Raw genomic sequence first — 17,094 nt, forward strand, 5'->3', positions numbered from 1 at the left:
CGTCTCCGGTAAACGTCTCCCTGCCTTCCTGACAAAAGATTGTTGATCTATATGAAAACGGTCTATACCGTCTTTTAACGTGATACGACCCCCCAGGTTGCTGAAAGTAGTGCTTGCCGCGATCGTACTGATCCCCATCGGTCTTACCTCCGTTCCCGCCTCCGCCGACCCCGCTCCCGAGCCCGAACATCCCTGGCGTCTGGACCACTGGCCCCGGACCCAGCCCTGGCAGCAGGACGCCCCCGAGGCCGGGGCCGCGCGACGGGCCGACCCCGGTGGCCCGGCGCCGATCGACCCGCAGAACTGGAAGAACCCGGACCACATGACGTGGGCCGACTACCGCAAGCCCCCCGGCACCAACTGGGCCGACCCCGCGGCCAAGGGATCGAAGCGGACCTTCCGCGGCGCGCTCGTCCTGGCCGACTATCCCAACCAGCCGTTCGTGGTCACCCAGCCCAAGGGCTCGACCGTCTTCAGGAACCCCAGCGCCGAGGCCCACGACATCCCCCGCGAACAGGTCGCCACGTTCTACAGGGACTTCCTCAACACCCCCAACGAGCTCAACCGGGGGCACACCATCCACGAGTACTGGATGGAGGACTCGGGGGGCCGCTACGGCGTGGAGCTGACCTCGTTCGGCCCGTACCAGATGCCGGGCAAGTCACACGAGTACGCCATGGAGTTCCAGGGAGGCACGGCCTGCCCGTCCGGCGACACCTGCAACCGTAACATCAGGACCGACGCGCGGGCGGCGTGGGTCGGCGCCGTCGGCCAGGAGGTCCCGGCGGGCTTCGACTTCGTCTTCTACCTGAGCGCGGGACAGGACGAGTCGGCCACCTGGCAGGAGTTCGGCCCGATCAAGTTCCCGACCAAGGAGGCGGTGACCGACGACTTCGGCCCGCCGGACCCGGCCCTGCCCAACTGGGCCAGGACCCGCTACGTCGAGTGGACGTCCTGGGCCTCGGCCTCGTCCATCTGGCCCAACGCCGGGGGCGGCTCCTCCACCCAGGCCGAGAGTTCCGGGCAGGGCGTCTACGCCCACGAGCTCAGCCACATCCTCGGCATCGGCGACAACTACAACAACCCGTTCGGGGTGCCACCGCGCCGGGCGTACACCGGCATCTGGGAGATGCTCAGCCGGGGCAGCTTCAACGGCCCCGGAGGCCCGCACAGCCGCTGGCTGATCCCGCCCACCTCGGGCGGCTCCATGGGCGCCCAGCACATGCTCCGCAACAAGATCAAGCTGGAGATGGTGGACGAGGCCAACGTGCTGCGCCTGTCCAGGGAGGCGCTGGCCGAGTCGGGACTCGCCGTGGCCAAGGTGACCGCCCGGGTGGCCCAGCCGGGAGCCGGCGGCCTGTCGGGGGTCAACATCGCCTTCGGCGACGGCGACCGCAGCCCGGCCTGTGACACGAACACCGACCCGTTCTGCGACGGCGGCGGCTACAACAACTACACCGTCGAGGTCGTGGACAGGATGGGCGCCGACTCCTTCACCCCCGACTCCGGCGTGCTGCTGGCCAAGACCAAGAACGAGGACCGGGCACCCTTCGAGTGGGTCGTCGACGCCAACCCGCAGGACATCGGCATGACCGACTACGTCCTGCCGGACGGCACCGCCGTGCCCATCACGGTCGGCGACTACCGCCAGCTGTCGGACGCGCTGTTCCACGCGGGCACCGGTTCGGGCTCGGAGTTCGAGTACGTGGACCAGGCCAACCGGCTCCACTTCTACGTCCTCGACCTCAAGCGCGACCGCAAGGGCGTCCTGTCGTACACGGTGGCGGTCCGCTCCCTGGACGGCGCCGGGCCGAACAGGCGCGGCGTGAAGCTGCTCCCGTCCGTCGGCGTCCCGTCAGGAAAGGACCTGACGTCCTGCCGCTTCCCGCTGTTCAACACCGGCAGGGCCGCCCCGGCGCAGGGACAGCACCCCGAGGACGTGAGCGCCTACCTCAAGGGTGACGTCTACCGGCTGTCGGCGACCGTCGACGGCCGCGGCTGGACGGCCTCACTGCCCAACGAGCTCGCGACCGCCGACTCCGGCAAGAACACCCTGGTCGCCGTCAACGCGCGGCGCGGATCGGGGGGAAGCCACCTCGCCAAGGTGACCCTGACCGCCACCTCGGAGAGCGACCCGTCCAAGACCGCCAAGGCGACCTGCCTCGTGCTGGGGCGGTAGCGCCGCGGGACGGAGGGAGAACCGGACGCGTCACCCGGGCGCCTCGAAGGGCCCGGGTGACGCGAAGGGCGCCCGCGAAGGGAACAGCCCGTGAAAAGGGCGTCCGGGAAAAATGGGTTCACCCGCTGTTGGCCGTGAGGGAACGCGGCCACCGGCATTGCGTCTGGTTGAATAAATCTTGAGAGAACGCGTCGGCTGGGGCGGGGGCCGCGGGCGTGCCGTGGTCTTCTCCGAGGGGTGTGGATGGCCGGGCCATCGAACGTGCCTGATCAGCGTGGTCCGAAACCGCCGAGACGCCGGATACCGCTGGCGGCGCCCGCGGCGGCCGGGATCGCCGCGGCCGTGGCCAGCGTCCTGGCGACCTCGCTGGACGTGTGGGACCTGCCCACCGAGGCCAAGGTCGGCGTCACCGCGGTCGCCGGTCTCCTGGTCGGCCTGCTCACCTGGGCGACCACCGGCTCGCGCTCCGAGGAGCGGAACGCCACCGCCACCGGAACGCCGTGGCGCCCGCCCGACCAGTGGCCGCCGGTCTCCTCGCACTTCACCGGCCGCACCGAGTCGCTGGCCGAGCTGCGCGAGGTCTTCGCCGAGCGCCGCCGCTCCCGGGACCACGCCGGGAGCGCCTCGCCACTGGTCGTCTCGGTGTACGGCAGGGGCGGGGTGGGCAAGTCCGTGCTCATCGCCAGGTTCGGGCACGAGATCGCCGGGAGCTTCCCCGACGGACGCCTCTACGCCGACCTGCGCGGCGAGGTGGAGGCTCCGGTCGGCCCCGAGGAGGTGCTGATCGGCTTCCTGCGCGCGCTCGGGGTGCGGCTCACCACCGACCCGGGCGGCCTGGCCGAGCTGCGCACGCTCTGGCTGACCTGGACCAAGGGCAGGCGCATCCTGATCTGCCTGGACAACGCCCACGACGGCGACCAGGTCAAGGACCTGATCCCGGCCGAGCCCGGGTGCGCGGTCATGGTCACGTCGAGGCAGCCGCTGTTCCTGCTCAACACCTACGACAAGCGGCTGTCGGTGTTCAGCGAGGCGCAGGGTGTCGAGCTGCTGGCACGGCTGGCCGGGGACGACAGGGTCGCCGCCGACCTGGAGTCGGCCCAGGAGATCGTACGGATGTGCGACCACCTGCCGCTGGCGATCAGCATCTGCGGCGGGCGCCTGGCCACCCGGGAGAACTGGACCCTGCGCCGTCTCGCCGACCGGCTGAAGGACGAGCGCCGCCGCCTGGACCAGCTGGAGATCGGCCGCAGGCTCGACAAGAGCGTGCGCGCCTCCCTGCAGCTGAGCTACGACGACTGCACCGGGCTCCAGCGCCGCCTGCTGCGCCTGCTCAGCATGGTCAGCGCCCCCGACGTGCCCGGCTGGGTGGCGGGGGAGCTGCTCGCCACCTCCGAGGCCGAAGGCGCCGACCAGCTGGAGGCGCTCATCGACGCCCAGCTCGCCGAGTGCTCGGGCATCGACCTCTCGGGGGTGATGCGCTACCGGCTGCACGACCTCGTCAAGATATTCGCCCGCGAGCTGGCGCTCTCCGACGACGACGAGAGCCACCGCAGGGCGGCCGTCGAGCGGGTCCTGTCCGGTTACCGCCGCCGCGCGGAGGCCGCGGCCGTGGCCCGCTGGCCCCAGGACTGGGGGCGCAGGGTCAGGCCCTCCGGCGTGGAGCCCGTCCCGGCGGTGGCGGTGACGCAGGCGCAGATCTCGGCGGCCGACTGGCTCAACGCCGAGCGGCTGACCCTGGTCGCCGCGATCGGCCAGGCCAAGAGCATGGAGATGTGGGAGCTGGCCTGGGGCCTCGGCCGGGCCTTCTGCTCGCTCTGCCACTCCCTGCGGGCCTATTGGTCAGACTGGCGGGCGGTCGCCGAGATCCTGTGCGAGGCCGCGGACCGCATGGACGACCCGCGGGCGTTGGGCATCGCGCTGCTGGACCGGTCGGCGGTGGCGGGCGGGCAGGGCGGTCACCGCAGCGCCGCGGCGGACGCGGAGCGGGCACTGGAGATCTTCACCGACCTGGGTGAGACCTGGTGGGCGGCGCGGGCGATGCGCGCGGTCGGCATGTCCCTGTTCAACGACGGCCACCTCGACCGCGGGCAGGGCTACCTGATCGGCGCCGTCACCGCCTTCAAGGGCGAGGAGGACCGCTGGTGGGCGGCCAGGACCCAGCGCAACCTCGCCGAACTCCGGCTCGCCCAGCGCAGGCCCCAGGAGGCGCGGGAACTGCTGGAGGACGCCCTCGAGGTGTTCGAGCGCGACCGCAACCGCTACTCAGAGGCGCAGACGCTGCGCGCGTACGGCGAGGTGCTCGGCGCGACGGCCAGGGGACTGCATGCCGCCGGCGACGTCCGGGCCGCGAGCGAGGACTTCGCGAGGGCCGGTTTCAGCCTGGACCGGGCCGCCGAGATGTTCCGGCTCCGCGGGGAGCTGTGGGAGGAGGCCAGGTGCCTGCGCGCGGCCGGGGAGGTCGGCAACCCGGCCAACGCGCTGCGCGAGCTCACCTACGTGCGCCGGGCCACCGAGATGCTCACCGCGCTCGGCGACTCGTGGGGCGTCGCCAGGTCCGAGCTGTCGGCGGGACGCGCCCACGGGCGGCTCGGCCGTACGCGCGAGGCGCAGGAGTCGCTCCTGCGGGCGGTGCACGACTTCGGGGAGCTGGGCGACCGCTGGTGGATGGCCAGGAGCCTGCGCTACCTGGGGGAGGCCCACCTGGAGGCGGGCGACCGGCAGGCCTCGCTATCCGCCCTGCGGCAGGCCCAGGACATCTACCGCAGCCTCGGCAACCAGGCGGGAATGGGCCGCACCCTGGAACTCCTGCGCCGCGCGGAAGGCTGAGCGCGTACGGCGCCCCTGGGCGTACACCGGTCCGGGAGGCGGGCGGTCCGCGGGGAGTCGGCGCGGAGCCGGGGCGTCCCCAGGCCGGAGCGCGGGGTCCGCGTCGGTCCGGACCGGGGCCGGGACGCGGGATCCGCGCCGTGCTGGGGCCGGGACGCGGGATCCGCGCCGTGCCGGGGCCGGGGGGCAGGGCTCGGTGGCCGTCAGCAGGTGCCGGGCGGCGGGTGGTCCGCGGGGGGCGGCGTCGAGGGGGCCGTGCCGGGGCCGGGGGTCAGGAGTCGGTGGCCGTCAGCAGGTGCCGGGCGGCGTCGCGCGCCTCGCCGATGCTCTCGTGGAACAGCTTCCTGACCTGCCGGGCCTGCTCGGTCAGGTGCTCCAGCCCGGGGAGGGTCAGCGCGTCCTCCGCGGTCTCGGCGACCAGCGCCTCGTAGCGCGGGGTCCGTTCGGCGAGCACCTGGAGCTGCCGGTAGGCGCGGTAGACGCCGTCGGCCCTGCGGACCTGCCGGGCGTACTCCTCCAGCGCGCGGACCCGCCCGGCCAACGAGATCTCGGCGGTCTCCAGGGCCTTGACGTAGGGGGTGAAGGCCTCGGCCACCTCGGGCGGGGGCGCGCCCGGTACGAGCCGGTGGTGTTCGGCCTTCATGTCCGACAGGCGCACCAGCTTCCTGGCGATCTGCCAGGTCTGGTCGGGCAGGGTCACCGCGTTGTCGATCGTGTCGAGCAGGCGCGCCCGGTTGATCTCGGAGTCGAGGACCGTCTCCGTGGCGTCCTGGGTGCGGCGGAGCAGGTCACCGCAGTCGCGGTCGAGGTCCTCCGGCAGGATGAACCGGTCCCTGTGCTCCATGGCCAGCCGGACGCGCCGCCGTTCCCGCCGGCCCTCGGGATCGTCGCTCAGGCCACGCAGCACGGAGAAGGAGATCAGGACGAGGGCGGCGATGAAGCCTCCCGTGGCGCTCAGTCCCGCCATGAGCAGCAGGAGCCCGGTGATCGCGACCAGTTTGACGGGATCGGGCCCCCGGCGGTGGGGGACCTGCCCCAGCCGGGCCGCGCGCAGCGCCTGCGGGCTGGCACGTAAGACCGAGGAGATCGGGGCCGGCAGGGCCGGATCGATCAGCAGGTGCGGGGGACGTCTCCTCGGATCCACACGACCTCCTCGTGACGGGGTACAAGGCGGGTCCTTCCACTGTCCCCCATGAAAGGAGAAATGACGCATTTACGGCTGTCATACGGGGACATCGGTAATTACGGAAACCGGCGCCGGGTGTTAACCGCCCACGCGTAAAGCGACGTATAAACTCGAAGGCGATGAACGACTTCACGCGTTGGATCGATCTTGAAGGTGCCGTCAACGTCCGTGACCTCGGCGGGCTCGCCACGGTGGACGGCCAGACCACACGCCTCGGCCGGATCTACCGGTCGGACAACCTGCAGGGGCTGACCGGACGGGACGTCCAGCTGCTCGTCACCGAGCTGAAGCTCCGCAACGTCGTCGACCTGCGCTCGGGCCCCGAGGTGCGCCTGGAGGGGGCGGGGCCGCTCACCGAGGTGCCGGAGGTGAGCATCCACCACCTCACCCTGTTCCCCGAGGGCGGCGTGTACACCGACGTCGAGGCCGACACCATCGAGGGCGACAGGGTCCTGCCCTGGACGGAGCAGGTCGAGGAGGATCTCGCCGAGCTCCGGGTGACCGGCTTCTACTACGCCTACCTTCGCGACCGTCCCGACTCGGTCCTGGCCGCCCTGCGCACCATGGCCCTCGACGACGGGGCCGCCATCGTCCACTGCGCGGCGGGCAAGGACCGCACCGGTGTCGTCTGCGCCCTCGCGCTGGAGGTCGCCGGCGCCACCCGCGAGGCGATCGTCGCCGACTACGTCGCCACGGCCGACCGCCTTGAGGGCATCCTGGCGCGGCTGCGCGCCAGCGCCACCTACCGTGACGACCTCGACACCCGCCCGGCCGACGACCACCGCCCGAGGCCGGAGTACATCGAGCAGTTTCTGCGCGTCCTCGACGAGCGGTTCGGCGGCCCGCTGGAGTGGCTCGCCTCGCACGGCTGGACCGAGGCCGACTCGCGGAGCCTCCGCGCCCGCCTGCGCGACTAGCGGTCCTCCAGAACGACGACCCGGCGCTCGGCGGCCGAGCGCCGGGCGGCCTCCAGCACGGTGAGAGCCTCGACGACCCCCTCCGGATCGACCGGCGGCGGGGTGCCCTCACGCAGGCACGCCACCACGGCCCGGTAGAAGCCGGCGTAGGCGCCGGGCTCCGTGGGGACGGCGCGGACGTCGCCCTCCGTGCCGACGGTGCCCCACCGCTCGGACGGCTCCTCGCCGAAGCCGGGGGATTCGGGGGTCAGACCGGCGCGCAGCTGCTCCTCCTGCACGTCCAGGCCGTACTTCAGATAGCCCGCCCGCGAGCCCAGCACCCGGAAGCGGGGGCCCAGCCGGGGAGTGACCGCGCCGGCCCACAGGTGGGAGCGGGCCCCGCCCGCGTGGGAGATGGCGATGAAGGTGTCGTCGTCGGCGTTCACTCCCGAGCGGCGCACGTCCGACTCGGCGTAGACGTCGACGGCGGGTCCGAGCAGCCGCAGAGCCTGGTCGACCAGGTGGCTGCCGAGGTCGTACAGCAGCCCGGCGACCTCCTCGGTCCCGCCCGTCTCGCGCCAGCCGCCCTTCGGCACCGGCCGCCAGCGTTCGAAACGCGACTCGAACCGGGTGATCTCGCCCAGCTCGCCCTCCGCGACCAGGCGCCCGAGCGTCAGGAAGTCGCCGTCCCAGCGCCGGTTCTGGAACACGGTCAGCATCAGGCCGAGATCGCGCGCCAGCTCCACCAGACCGCGCGCCTGTGCGGCGGTCGCGGCCAGCGGCTTGTCCACCACCACCGGCAGGCCCGCCTTCAGCGCGGCCTCCGCCAGCGGGACGTGCGTACGGTTGGGGGAGGCGATCACGACCAGGTCGGTGGAGTCCCACAGCTCGGCGGCGTCCCGGACCGCCCGCGCGCCGTACTTCCCCGACACCTCCGCGGCCCGCTCCGGATCACCGGTGACCACCGCCGACAGTCTCAGACCGGGCGTCGCGGAGATCAGCGGGGCGTGGAAGAACGCCCCCGCCACCCCGTACCCGACAAGGCCCACGCGCAGGTCGCTCATCGCGCGGCCAGGGTGTCGTACGCGCGCCAGGTCCCGTGCCCGGCGTGGAGGTCAGTCACCGCGCTGCTCGTCACGCTCGGCGAGGAACGCCTCGAACTGGGCGGCGAGCTCGTCGCCGGTCGGCATCTCCGAGGGCTCGGCCATCAGGCTCTCGCGCTCGGAACCCGCCGCGAACGCGTCGTACTGCTGCTCCAGGCCGGTGATGGCGGTGGACAGCTCCTGGGAGGCCTGGATCTGCTCGGCGATCTCGGCGTCGGTCTTCTCCGCGGCCTCGCGCAGGCCGTCCAGCGGGAACACCAGGCCGGTGCCCTTGGTGACCGCCTCCAGCGCGGTCACCGCGGCCGACGGGTATTCGGCCTGGGCCAGGTAGTGGGGGACGTGCACGGCGTAGCCGAGGGCGTCGTGCCCCTTGGCGCCGAGCCGGAACTCGATCAGCGCGGCCACGCTGCCGGGCACCTGGACCTTGCCGAAGGCGCTGTTCTGGCCGGTGACCAGCTCGGGACGGCTGGAATGGCCGGTGACGCCCAGCGGGCGGGTGTGCGGGACAGCCATCGGGATGCCGTGGGTGGTCACCAGCCTGCCGACGTTCAGCCGGGTGACCAGAGTGTCGACGGCGGCGGTGAACAGCTCCCACTCGCGATCGGGCTCGGGGCCGCTGAGCAGCAGGAACGGGGTGCCCGTGGTGTCGTGGGCCAGATGCAGCGAGAGCTCGGGACTCTCCAGGGCCACCCAGCGGTCGGTGTCGAAGGTCATGGTGGGCCGCCGGGAGCGATAGTCCAGCAGGCGGTCCACGTCAAAGGTCGCCACGACCCGGTGCTCCAGCTCGTCGAGCAGGTGGGTGATGGCGAGCCGTCCGGCGCCACCCGCGTCCACGAACCCGTCGAAGTGGTAGAGCAGCACCGGATCGGTCAGCTCAGGGACGTCTCCGCTGAGCCGGTAGAGATCCGTCGGGTCGAACACCGTTTTCCAGCCTTTCGTCGGTCGTCTCTTCAGCTCAACCCGCGGGGGGTCCGCTGAATTCCGCCTACCCTCGGCGATCACACGGCACCCTACCGGGGCACAATGGGTCACATGCAGTCTGACCCTGAGCTTGAGGAGTTCGCGACCCGTCTGTTCGACCTGGCGAGAACCGGCGATACGGAGCGGCTCCGAGCCTATGTCGGAGCGGGGGTTCCCGCCGATCTCACCAACGACAGGGGCGACACCTTGCTGATGCTCGCCGCCTACCACGGCCACGCGGGTACGGTCCGGGCACTGGCCGAGTTGGGCGCCGACCCCGGCAGGGCCAACGACCGCGGGCAGACGCCGCTGGCGGGCGCGGTGTTCAAGAAGGAACCCGCCGTGATCAGGGCACTTCTGGAGGCCGGGGCCGATCCGCACGCCGGGACCCCCTCGGCGGCGGACACGGCCCGGATGTTCGGTCAGGACGAATACCTGGAATGGTTCGGGCAGTAAGTCAGAAACCACGATATCCAGGTGTTTCCTGACGTATAGGAAAACGGGCGTCCTTCGGCCATCCTTGGGGAGTGGGAACTACTACTACGCGTAGGTCAGGCCTGTCTCTCCGCATCCCCCCGTTACCCTGTCCCTTCCCCAGCGAGATCAACCCCCATGTTGAGAGCGTCAACACCGAGACCCTCGACTGGCTGGTGGACACGGGCATCCTGGTGGACGCCGAAACCGTCGAGCGCTACCGCCAGGCCAAGTACGGCTGGCTGGGAGCCCGCACGTACCCCTATGCCGAACGCCACACGCTCCGCCTGGCGACCGACTGGTGCGTATGGCTGTTCGCCTTCGACGACGCCTTCTGCGAGTCGGGCCGCGGCGCCGGTGAGATAACCCGCGCCCTGCCCCGGCTCTTCACCGTCCTCGACGACCTGGAGGCCGGGGAAGAGGTCGACGACGTCTTCGCCAGGACGCTCCTGGAGATCAAGACCAGGATCGCCAGGTACGGCGACGACGACCAGCTCGACCGCTGGCGCACCGTTACCAAGGACTACCTCTTCGCCCAGGTGTGGGAGGCCGCCAACCGCGAGGCCGACGTCGTGCCGCAGGTGGACGACTACATCTTCATGCGGCGGCGCACCGGCGCCATGCTCACCGTCTTCGCCCTCATCGACGTGGCCAGCGGACGCAGCCTCACCCCCGAGGAGTGGCGCCACCCCGACGTCAAGGCGATCACCGAGAGCGCCAACGACGTCGTCGTCTGGGACAACGACCTCATCTCGTACGCCAAGGAGAGCGACGGCGCCAACTCCCGCAACAACCTGGTGAGCGTGCTCGCCAGGCACCGGGGCTACTCGCGGCAGCAGGCCATGGAGGCGATCGGCGCCATGCGCAACCGGGCCATCGCCGACATGGTGGCGCTGCGCCCCTCGCTGGAGGCGCTCGGCTCCGAGGCGGTGCTCGCCTACGTACGCGGCCTGGAGTTCTGGATCAGCGGCAGCGTCGACTACTCGCTGACCAGCTCCCGCTACACGTCCGCCTGGCAGCAGGAGGCACCGGAGCCCTCCACCGGATGACCCGGCTCATCCCTGGGCGACCTGGCCGTCCTCGTGGTCTCCGAGCGCGAGGACGATCAGCTCCTCCAGGTTCAGCTTCCTGCCCTGGGCGAAGGCCTTCTCGTGGGCCTCGTCTCCGAGGACGCGCCTGCACTCCTTGACGCAGCGTTCGTGCTCGGCGTTGAAGAACGGGGAACCCAGCTGCGGCATCCCGAAGGTCCGCCAGTTGGCCTGGCCGCCGCCCATCAGCCGGGCCGCGAGCGCCGCCTGCCCGTCTTCCAGCGCCTGCCTGGCCACGACCTCGATCGCCAGGCCGATCCCGAGCACGTCGTGGAAGTAGCGCTTGAGCCGGAGCGCCTCGCGCGCGTTCGACATGGCCTCGGGCGAACGGCCCATCGCCTGGTACACGCTGGCGAGCGCGTAGATGGCGTACGAGCGCAGCCACAGCTCGCCGCGCTGGGTGCAGACCGCGATGCAGTCGCGCAGCAGCACCTCGGCCTCGGCCGGCTCGTTCTGGATGAGCAGCACCATGGACAGCTCGACGATCGAGGGCAGCAGGCCCGGATTGAGCTCGCGCCCGCTCTTGTGGAACTCGATCGCCACGCCCAGCAGCGCGCTCGCCTTCTGCAGGTCGTTCTGCAGGAACGCGGCCGTGCCGAGCATCTTGGTGGCCAGGATTACCGCGCCGGAGTCGCCGACCCTGACGGCGTCGGAACTGCACTGCTCGGCGGCCTCGATGGCGCCGGTGATGTTTCCCTGCGCGCTGTTGATGTAGGACAGCACCCACAGCGCCTTGCACCGGTCAGGGCTCGGCTGGCGCGCCAGCTCCAGGGTCTTCTCCAGGTAAAGCCTGCCCTCGCGGGCCAGCCCGCAGGCCACCCACATGAACCACAGGGAGGACAACAGCTTCAGCCCCGCCTGCACCTCGCCGGGGTTGCGCAGGCAGTGGTCGAGCGCGACGCGGATGTTGTCGTGCTCGTGGCGCATCCTGACGTACCAGTAGACCTGGCGGGCACCCGACCAGGCGTCCTCGCTCCGCTTGGCCAGCTGCAGGTAGTAGTCGCGGTGCTTCTCCCTGATCCCGGCGGTCTCGCCGAGCTTGTCCAGCCACTCCTCGCCGTACTGCCGCAGGGTGTCGATCAGCCGGTAGCGGTGCCCCGAGGGCGTGCCGTCGCTCAGCAGGATCGACTTCTCCACCAGGCTGGAGATGAGCTCCATGATGTCCTCGGAGGGAAGACTGTCGCCCGAGCAGACGTAGCGGGCGGCGTCGAGCTCGAAGTCTCCGGCGAAGACCGACAGCCGCGCCCACAGCAGCCGCTCGGCGGGCTCGCACAGCTCGTGGCTCCAGCCGATCGCGGCCCGCAGCGTCTGGTGCCTGGGCAGCGCCGTGCGGCTGGCCCCGGCGAGCAGGCTGAACCGGTCGGCCAGCAGGCCGAGGATCTGCTCCACCGACAGGGCGCGCATCCGGACCGCGGCCAGCTCGATGGCGAGCGGTATGCCGTCGAGGCGGCGGCAGAGCTCGGCCACCGGGCCGATGTTGTGCTCGTCCAGCACGAAGTTGGGCACCACCGCGCTCGCCCGCGCGAGGAAGAGCTGCACCGCCTCGTTGCTGAAGACGTCCTCGCCCGGAGAGTCGCCGGGGACGGCCAGCGGCGGGATGGTGACCGTGTGCTCGCCCCTGGCGTTCAGCGACTGGCGGCTGGTCGCCAGGATGGTCAGCCCCCCGGCGTTGCCGAGCAGGTCCTCGAAGAGGGCGCCGCACGCGTCGACCAGGTGCTCGCACGTGTCGATGATCAGAAGGATCTCGCGGTCGCCCAGCCACTCGACCAGCGTCTCGTCCGCCGAGCGGGCGGACTGGTCGGCGATCCCGAGGGCCGAGGTGATCGTGTGGCGGACCATCCCCGAGTCCTGGAGGCGGGCCAGGTCGGCGAACCAGACGCCGTCCTTGAAGTCGCCTCGCATCTGGTGCGCGATCCGCAGGGCGGTGCGGGACTTGCCGACGCCCCCGATGCCGGTCACCGTGACCAGGCGGTGCTCGCCCAGCCGCTGCCTGAGTGTGGTGAGCAACCTGGTGCGCCCCACGAAGCTGGTCAGCTCGTTGGGCAGATTGCCGTCTCGCCGCCATCCTGCTGGCGTTGTCATGGCGCCTCACGGGGGTAGCCGAAACCTGCCACCGCATCGTACCTTCTGGGCTTCCGCCTGTCCTTGGCGTCACAGGGTGCGGGGGCGGGCTTTCGAGACGGGCTTTCCCCCGGGGGAAGCGGGCTTTCCTCTCGGGGAGGAGGCTTTTCCCGGGGAGGGGGCGCCGGGCTTTCCCCGGTGCCGGGTTCTCGCCCAGGGGTGGGTTCTCGCTCCGCGCCGGGTTCCCTCCTCGTGGTGGAGTCTCTCCCCGAGGCGGGGGTTCTCCTCTCCCCGAGGCGGGGGCGATCTTTCTTCGGGAGGGGGAACGCGCGCCGCGAGGGTGGCTAGCATGGAACGCGTGACAGTGCGCGAACCCGATGACCTGCGTCCCGTCGATCTCGCCGACGACGGGCTGCCCATCCTGCCCGACCAGACCGCCGACGACACCGATCTCGGCTGGAGCGAGTGGCGCGAGGCCGACGACGACGCCCGCCTGATCGAGGATCGCCCTCCTCACTGGGGGTGACCTCGGACCACTGGGGGTGACCCCGAATCGCTGGGAGTGACCTGGGGCCGCTGGGGTGATGTCGGGTCGCCGAGGGTGACCCTGGAGGCCGCGCCTCGCCGCGTGCCCGGGTACGCGGCGCAAGGCTCCCCGGGGCCGGGCCTTCACTCCCCGGAAGCCGGGCCCCCGCGGCGGGACCTTCTGTGAGGGCCCCGCCGGAAAGCGCCGCGCCGGGGCCCGCACGGGTTTCGGATCTTCGGCCTTTTGCTCGGTGGCCTGCTCCAACGCCTTCACCGGCTCGCCGTCCGCGCCCATCACCGTCCATGAATCGTCCACGACCGGAACCTGTCGTGGACGGTGGAGCACGGCGCTACACGGCGCTGTCCGACGCCGCCCGGCGGGCAGAGGCCGCCACGAGCCGCCGGTACGCGACCGCCACCTCACGGCGTTGGACCGCCGTCGCGGATCCGGGGCCGGGCCTCGCCCGCCCAAGATCGGGCCTGCCCGCACGAGATCAGGCAAAACCCGATCAAGGACCGTTTCCCATCGGTGAGATCTCCACGCGCCAGGGCGACGACCTATCGGGATCGGACACCGAGGCACCGGCGAATCCCTCCGCCCCTCACGACCTCGACCCCGCACGGACCCTGGCGGCCGTCGGCTCATTTTTAACCATTTTCCAGACCATATGCTGTCCATTTAATAGCCGATTTATCATTATCCGCCGATAGTGATTTGCCAAGCCGTAATTTGTAAGATCGTGTTCATTTCTGTGTTGCTTTTGAGTGGGACAGGGACTTTTAAGCTGAACGTCGTATTCGTGCGATTCCATCGCCCGTGTGCCACTGAAAGGCGCAGGTCTTCGCCATCAGTGGACGGATGCGCGTCCTGGCGGGCACGGTCGCTCCGGGGCGGGAGGTCCGCCGGACTGCCCGCGAAGCCGTGGCCTGCTCGTCTTGCTCGATAGAAATGAGTTCACGTGAGACGTGAGGCCGGTTCATGAGAGAACACCGTTTCGCCCACCGTCTGATCACGATCGGAATGACCCTCCTCCTGCTCCTGTGTGAGCTTGCCGTACCCGCCCAGGCGCGGTCCGCGTCGCTGTCGTGTGGACTGCCGAAGTCCCTCCACATCCCCGCCGCCACCGCCGTGAGGGGAGTGAGCATCGGCTGCGGCGCGGAGGCGAAGGCGGCCCAGCCGACGCTGCAGGCCGCCGCCGATGACCTGGTGCTCACCTTCGGCTTCGAGGGGGTGAACCAGGCGGCCATGCAGATGGCTCTCGACAAGCTGTACGACGCCGACGTCCCCTTGAGCGATCAGTTGCGCGATGTCTACGAGGGGCAAGAGCAGTTCTACGTGGATGTCGAATCGGAACCGGCCGACGTCGATTTCAACGGCACCGTCCGGGCGACGTCCACCGGGTTGGCGATCGTCATCCCGGCCGACGAGGTCCACGCGAATCTGTCGTGGTGGGCCAAGAGCGTCATCACGCTCCTGGTCGCGGGGGCCGCGCGTTGGGGCTCCCATGGGCTCTGCATGATGTTCGCCAGCGCCCCGCCCACCCCGTTGGCCCTGCTCATGTGCTCGACCTTGTCCGGCGCCGTGGGGGGATTCGCGGGTTACATGACGGGCGCCTGGCTCCTCGGCGAGAAAATGGACAACGCGACGTTCTGGCTGGGAGCTCTCGCGGCCAGCGTGGTGGGAGGGCTGGTGAGCGGCGCTCTGTGGGACAGGGTGAAGGAATGGATGGGCGTGCACCTGCCCGGCATAGTCGCAACGATCGGCACGGCCCTGATCGACCTGGCGAGAACCGGAATGAACTGGGCGGGCGAACAGATCGTGAGCGGGGTGAGGGCTCTCGGGGAGTCGATCAGGGGCATGCGCGACCGGGTCTGGGAGGCGATGGTCCGGGAGGCGCACAGGCGCGGCATCCCTCTGGTCCTCACCCAGGTCCGCCTCATGCCACTGGGCGACTCGATCACCCAGGGCGTCGGCAGTTCCACCCTCTCCGGGTACCGGTCCACGCTGTGGAACCGGCTGACCGAGAACGGGCGAACCGTGGACTTCGTCGGCACGCAACGCGACGGTTCGTTCGCCGACATCGACCACCAGGGCCATTCCGGCTGGCGGATCGATCAGATCGCCGGGGATGCCGCCTACTGCTCCGTGCCCGCCCGGCGGCCCAATGTCGTGACGCTGCACGCCGGCACCAACGACATGAACCAGGCCTTCGAGTTGCCGGACGCGCCGGCAAGGCTGGGAGCCCTGATCGACCAGGTCCTCGGCCACGCACCCGAGGCGACGGTGCTGGTCGCCACCCTGGTCCCGGCCACCAAGGCGGGGCTGCAGCCGCGGATCGACGCGTTCAACGCCAAGCTCCCCGGGATCGTCGAACAGCGCCAAAAGCAGGGCAAACACGTGCGGCTGGTCGACATGAGGGCGGTCACCCCGGCTGACCTGGCCCAGCCGGCGCATCCCGGCGACAACGGCTACCGCAAGATGGCAGACGCCTTCCACCTGGAGATCGGCAAAGCGATGCTCGACGGCTGGATCACGGATCCGGCTCCGACGGTGCCGGGCTCGCTTCCCGGGACGCCCGGGAGTCTGCCGGTGCAGTGCGCCAACCCGGACCAGAGCAAGGCCGGACCCGGCTGGCGGTCCCTGGGCGTGATCGCTACCGGGATGAGCACGCCCGCCGGCCGTACCGACCTCGTCGAGCTGAACGGCGACAACCGTGGCGACTACGTGCGGATCACCGCCGACGGCGCGGTGCGAGGCGCCTACAACACTCCCGGGGAGCCCGGCCAGCCGGACTGGGTCGACGCGGTGAGCATCGGCCCGGACCCCGACCCCGCCGCCGGCGACAAGGTGCGGTTCGCCGACATGAACGGCGACGGCCTCGACGACTACCTGATGGTCGGGGACGAGGGATCGGTGGAGGCCTGGTACCGCAGCAACGACACGTTCAAGATGATCTACGGGGGGGTCGTCGCTCCCGGCGTCAGCGGTGCCACCCGAAAGGCGATCCGCTTCGCCGACGTCAACGGTGACGGCCGTGACGACTACCTGCGGACCAGCGACGCCGGAGCCGTCCACGCCTACATCAACACCCCGGCGGCCAACGGGCGCATCCACTGGGTGGAACGTCTGAACTGGGCCCCCGGAGTCTCCTACGGGACTCGGGACAAGCTCAGGCTCGCCGACGTCAACGGAGACCGCAGGGCCGACTACCTGATGGTCGACAGCACCGGGAGAGTCCACGCCTACATCAACAACGGCGGTGGCGGCGCGGGCGGTTTCATCCCCTATCTCAACTACGTCAACGCGACCGGCTATCCCGGAGAGAAGGTGACGTTCCGCGATATCAGCGGTGACGGCAGGGCCGACTACGTCGTGATCTACGACGGCGGGGCCATCCGTGCCTGGCTCAACATCGGAGGCAACGGAGGGAACTGACCCGGAAGGCCACACGGCCCGCGCAGACCCCGCGCAGACCCCGCGCAGACCCCGTGCGGACCCCGCGTCGACGTCGCGGTGACCGTCCTCCCCCACCGGCGGCGGCCAGGGTCCGCGCGGGGTCGAGGTCGTGAGGGGCGGGTGCCCGATGCCGGTGGGCCGCCGCCCCGGCGCGTGGAGATCTCACCGATGGGGAACGGTCCTTGATCGGGCCTCGCCCGCCCAAAGGCGGGCGAGGCCCGATCCCGGGTTCGCGGCGGTGGTTCGACGCCGTGAGGTGGTGGTCGCCCACCGGCGGCTCGTGGCGGCCTGTGCCCGCCGCAGTGCTGGGCAAGTGCTGGGCAGTGCCGTGCGTGCCCC

At 70.8% G+C, this 17,094-nt stretch carries 11 protein-coding genes; 7 read left to right on the forward strand and 4 right to left on the reverse strand.

Annotated features, from left to right (window positions below):
* Window positions 1-79 precede the first annotated feature (79 nt).
* Complete coding sequence (locus tag ACSDR0_RS22340) at window positions 80-2,179, forward strand: M6 family metalloprotease domain-containing protein (RefSeq protein WP_435290808.1); 2,100 nt, start codon at window positions 80-82, stop codon at window positions 2,177-2,179.
* A gap of 342 nt (window positions 2,180-2,521) precedes the next feature.
* Complete coding sequence (locus ACSDR0_RS22345) at window positions 2,522-5,005, forward strand: tetratricopeptide repeat protein (protein ID WP_435290809.1); 2,484 nt, start codon at window positions 2,522-2,524, stop codon at window positions 5,003-5,005.
* A 271-nt stretch (window positions 5,006-5,276) separates the two neighbouring features.
* On the opposite strand, the gene ACSDR0_RS22350 is transcribed toward ACSDR0_RS22345, so the two are convergent.
* Window positions 5,277-6,149, reverse strand: coding sequence for a hypothetical protein (locus ACSDR0_RS22350; protein ID WP_435290810.1), 873 nt, complete (start codon window positions 6,147-6,149; stop codon window positions 5,277-5,279).
* Window positions 6,150-6,310: 161 nt separating this feature from the next.
* On the opposite strand from ACSDR0_RS22350, the gene ACSDR0_RS22355 reads away from it, so the two are divergent.
* Entirely contained in the window at window positions 6,311-7,108 is a 798-nt protein-coding gene (locus ACSDR0_RS22355; protein WP_435290811.1) for a tyrosine-protein phosphatase, read from the forward strand.
* Here ACSDR0_RS22355 and ACSDR0_RS22360 read toward each other — a convergent pair.
* Both ACSDR0_RS22360 and ACSDR0_RS22365 read right to left on the reverse strand, forming a co-directional pair.
* Complete coding sequence (locus tag ACSDR0_RS22360; protein WP_435290812.1) at window positions 7,105-8,151, reverse strand: Gfo/Idh/MocA family oxidoreductase; 1,047 nt, start codon at window positions 8,149-8,151, stop codon at window positions 7,105-7,107. The genes ACSDR0_RS22355 and ACSDR0_RS22360 overlap by 4 nt on opposite strands.
* 51 nt (window positions 8,152-8,202) lie before the next feature.
* On the reverse strand, window positions 8,203-9,111 hold the full coding sequence (locus ACSDR0_RS22365; RefSeq protein ID WP_435290813.1) for a proteasome assembly chaperone family protein: 909 nt from the start codon (window positions 9,109-9,111) through the stop codon (window positions 8,203-8,205).
* 102 nt (window positions 9,112-9,213) lie between these two features.
* On the opposite strand from ACSDR0_RS22365, the gene ACSDR0_RS22370 reads away from it, so the two are divergent.
* Together ACSDR0_RS22370 and ACSDR0_RS22375 are read left to right on the forward strand one after the other, a co-directional pair.
* Window positions 9,214-9,606 carry an ankyrin repeat domain-containing protein gene (locus ACSDR0_RS22370; RefSeq protein ID WP_435290814.1) on the forward strand — a complete coding sequence of 131 codons (393 nt, stop codon included), beginning with the start codon at window positions 9,214-9,216 and terminating at the stop codon, window positions 9,604-9,606.
* Between the two features lie 71 nt (window positions 9,607-9,677).
* Entirely contained in the window at window positions 9,678-10,673 is a 996-nt protein-coding gene (locus tag ACSDR0_RS22375; protein WP_435290815.1) for a 4-epi-cubebol synthase, read from the forward strand.
* Window positions 10,674-10,679: 6 nt separating this feature from the next.
* Here ACSDR0_RS22375 and ACSDR0_RS22380 read toward each other — a convergent pair whose 3' ends face one another.
* Window positions 10,680-12,794, reverse strand: coding sequence for an ATP-binding protein (locus ACSDR0_RS22380; protein WP_435290816.1), 2,115 nt, complete (start codon window positions 12,792-12,794; stop codon window positions 10,680-10,682).
* Window positions 12,795-13,122: 328 nt separating this feature from the next.
* Here ACSDR0_RS22380 and ACSDR0_RS22385 point away from each other — a divergent pair, with 328 nt between their 5' ends.
* Window positions 13,123-13,299 (forward strand): hypothetical protein, encoded by a 177-nt coding sequence (locus ACSDR0_RS22385; RefSeq protein WP_435290817.1) that lies wholly within the window; start codon window positions 13,123-13,125, stop codon window positions 13,297-13,299.
* Between the two features lie 978 nt (window positions 13,300-14,277).
* A complete protein-coding gene (locus ACSDR0_RS22390) occupies window positions 14,278-16,734 on the forward strand; it encodes a GDSL-type esterase/lipase family protein (protein WP_435290818.1) in 2,457 nt (818 codons plus the stop codon).
* The last annotated feature ends 360 nt before the right edge of the window (window positions 16,735-17,094 follow it).

The organism is Streptosporangium sp. G11, assembly GCF_051192615.1.
GTDB lineage: Bacteria > Actinomycetota > Actinomycetes > Streptosporangiales > Streptosporangiaceae > Streptosporangium.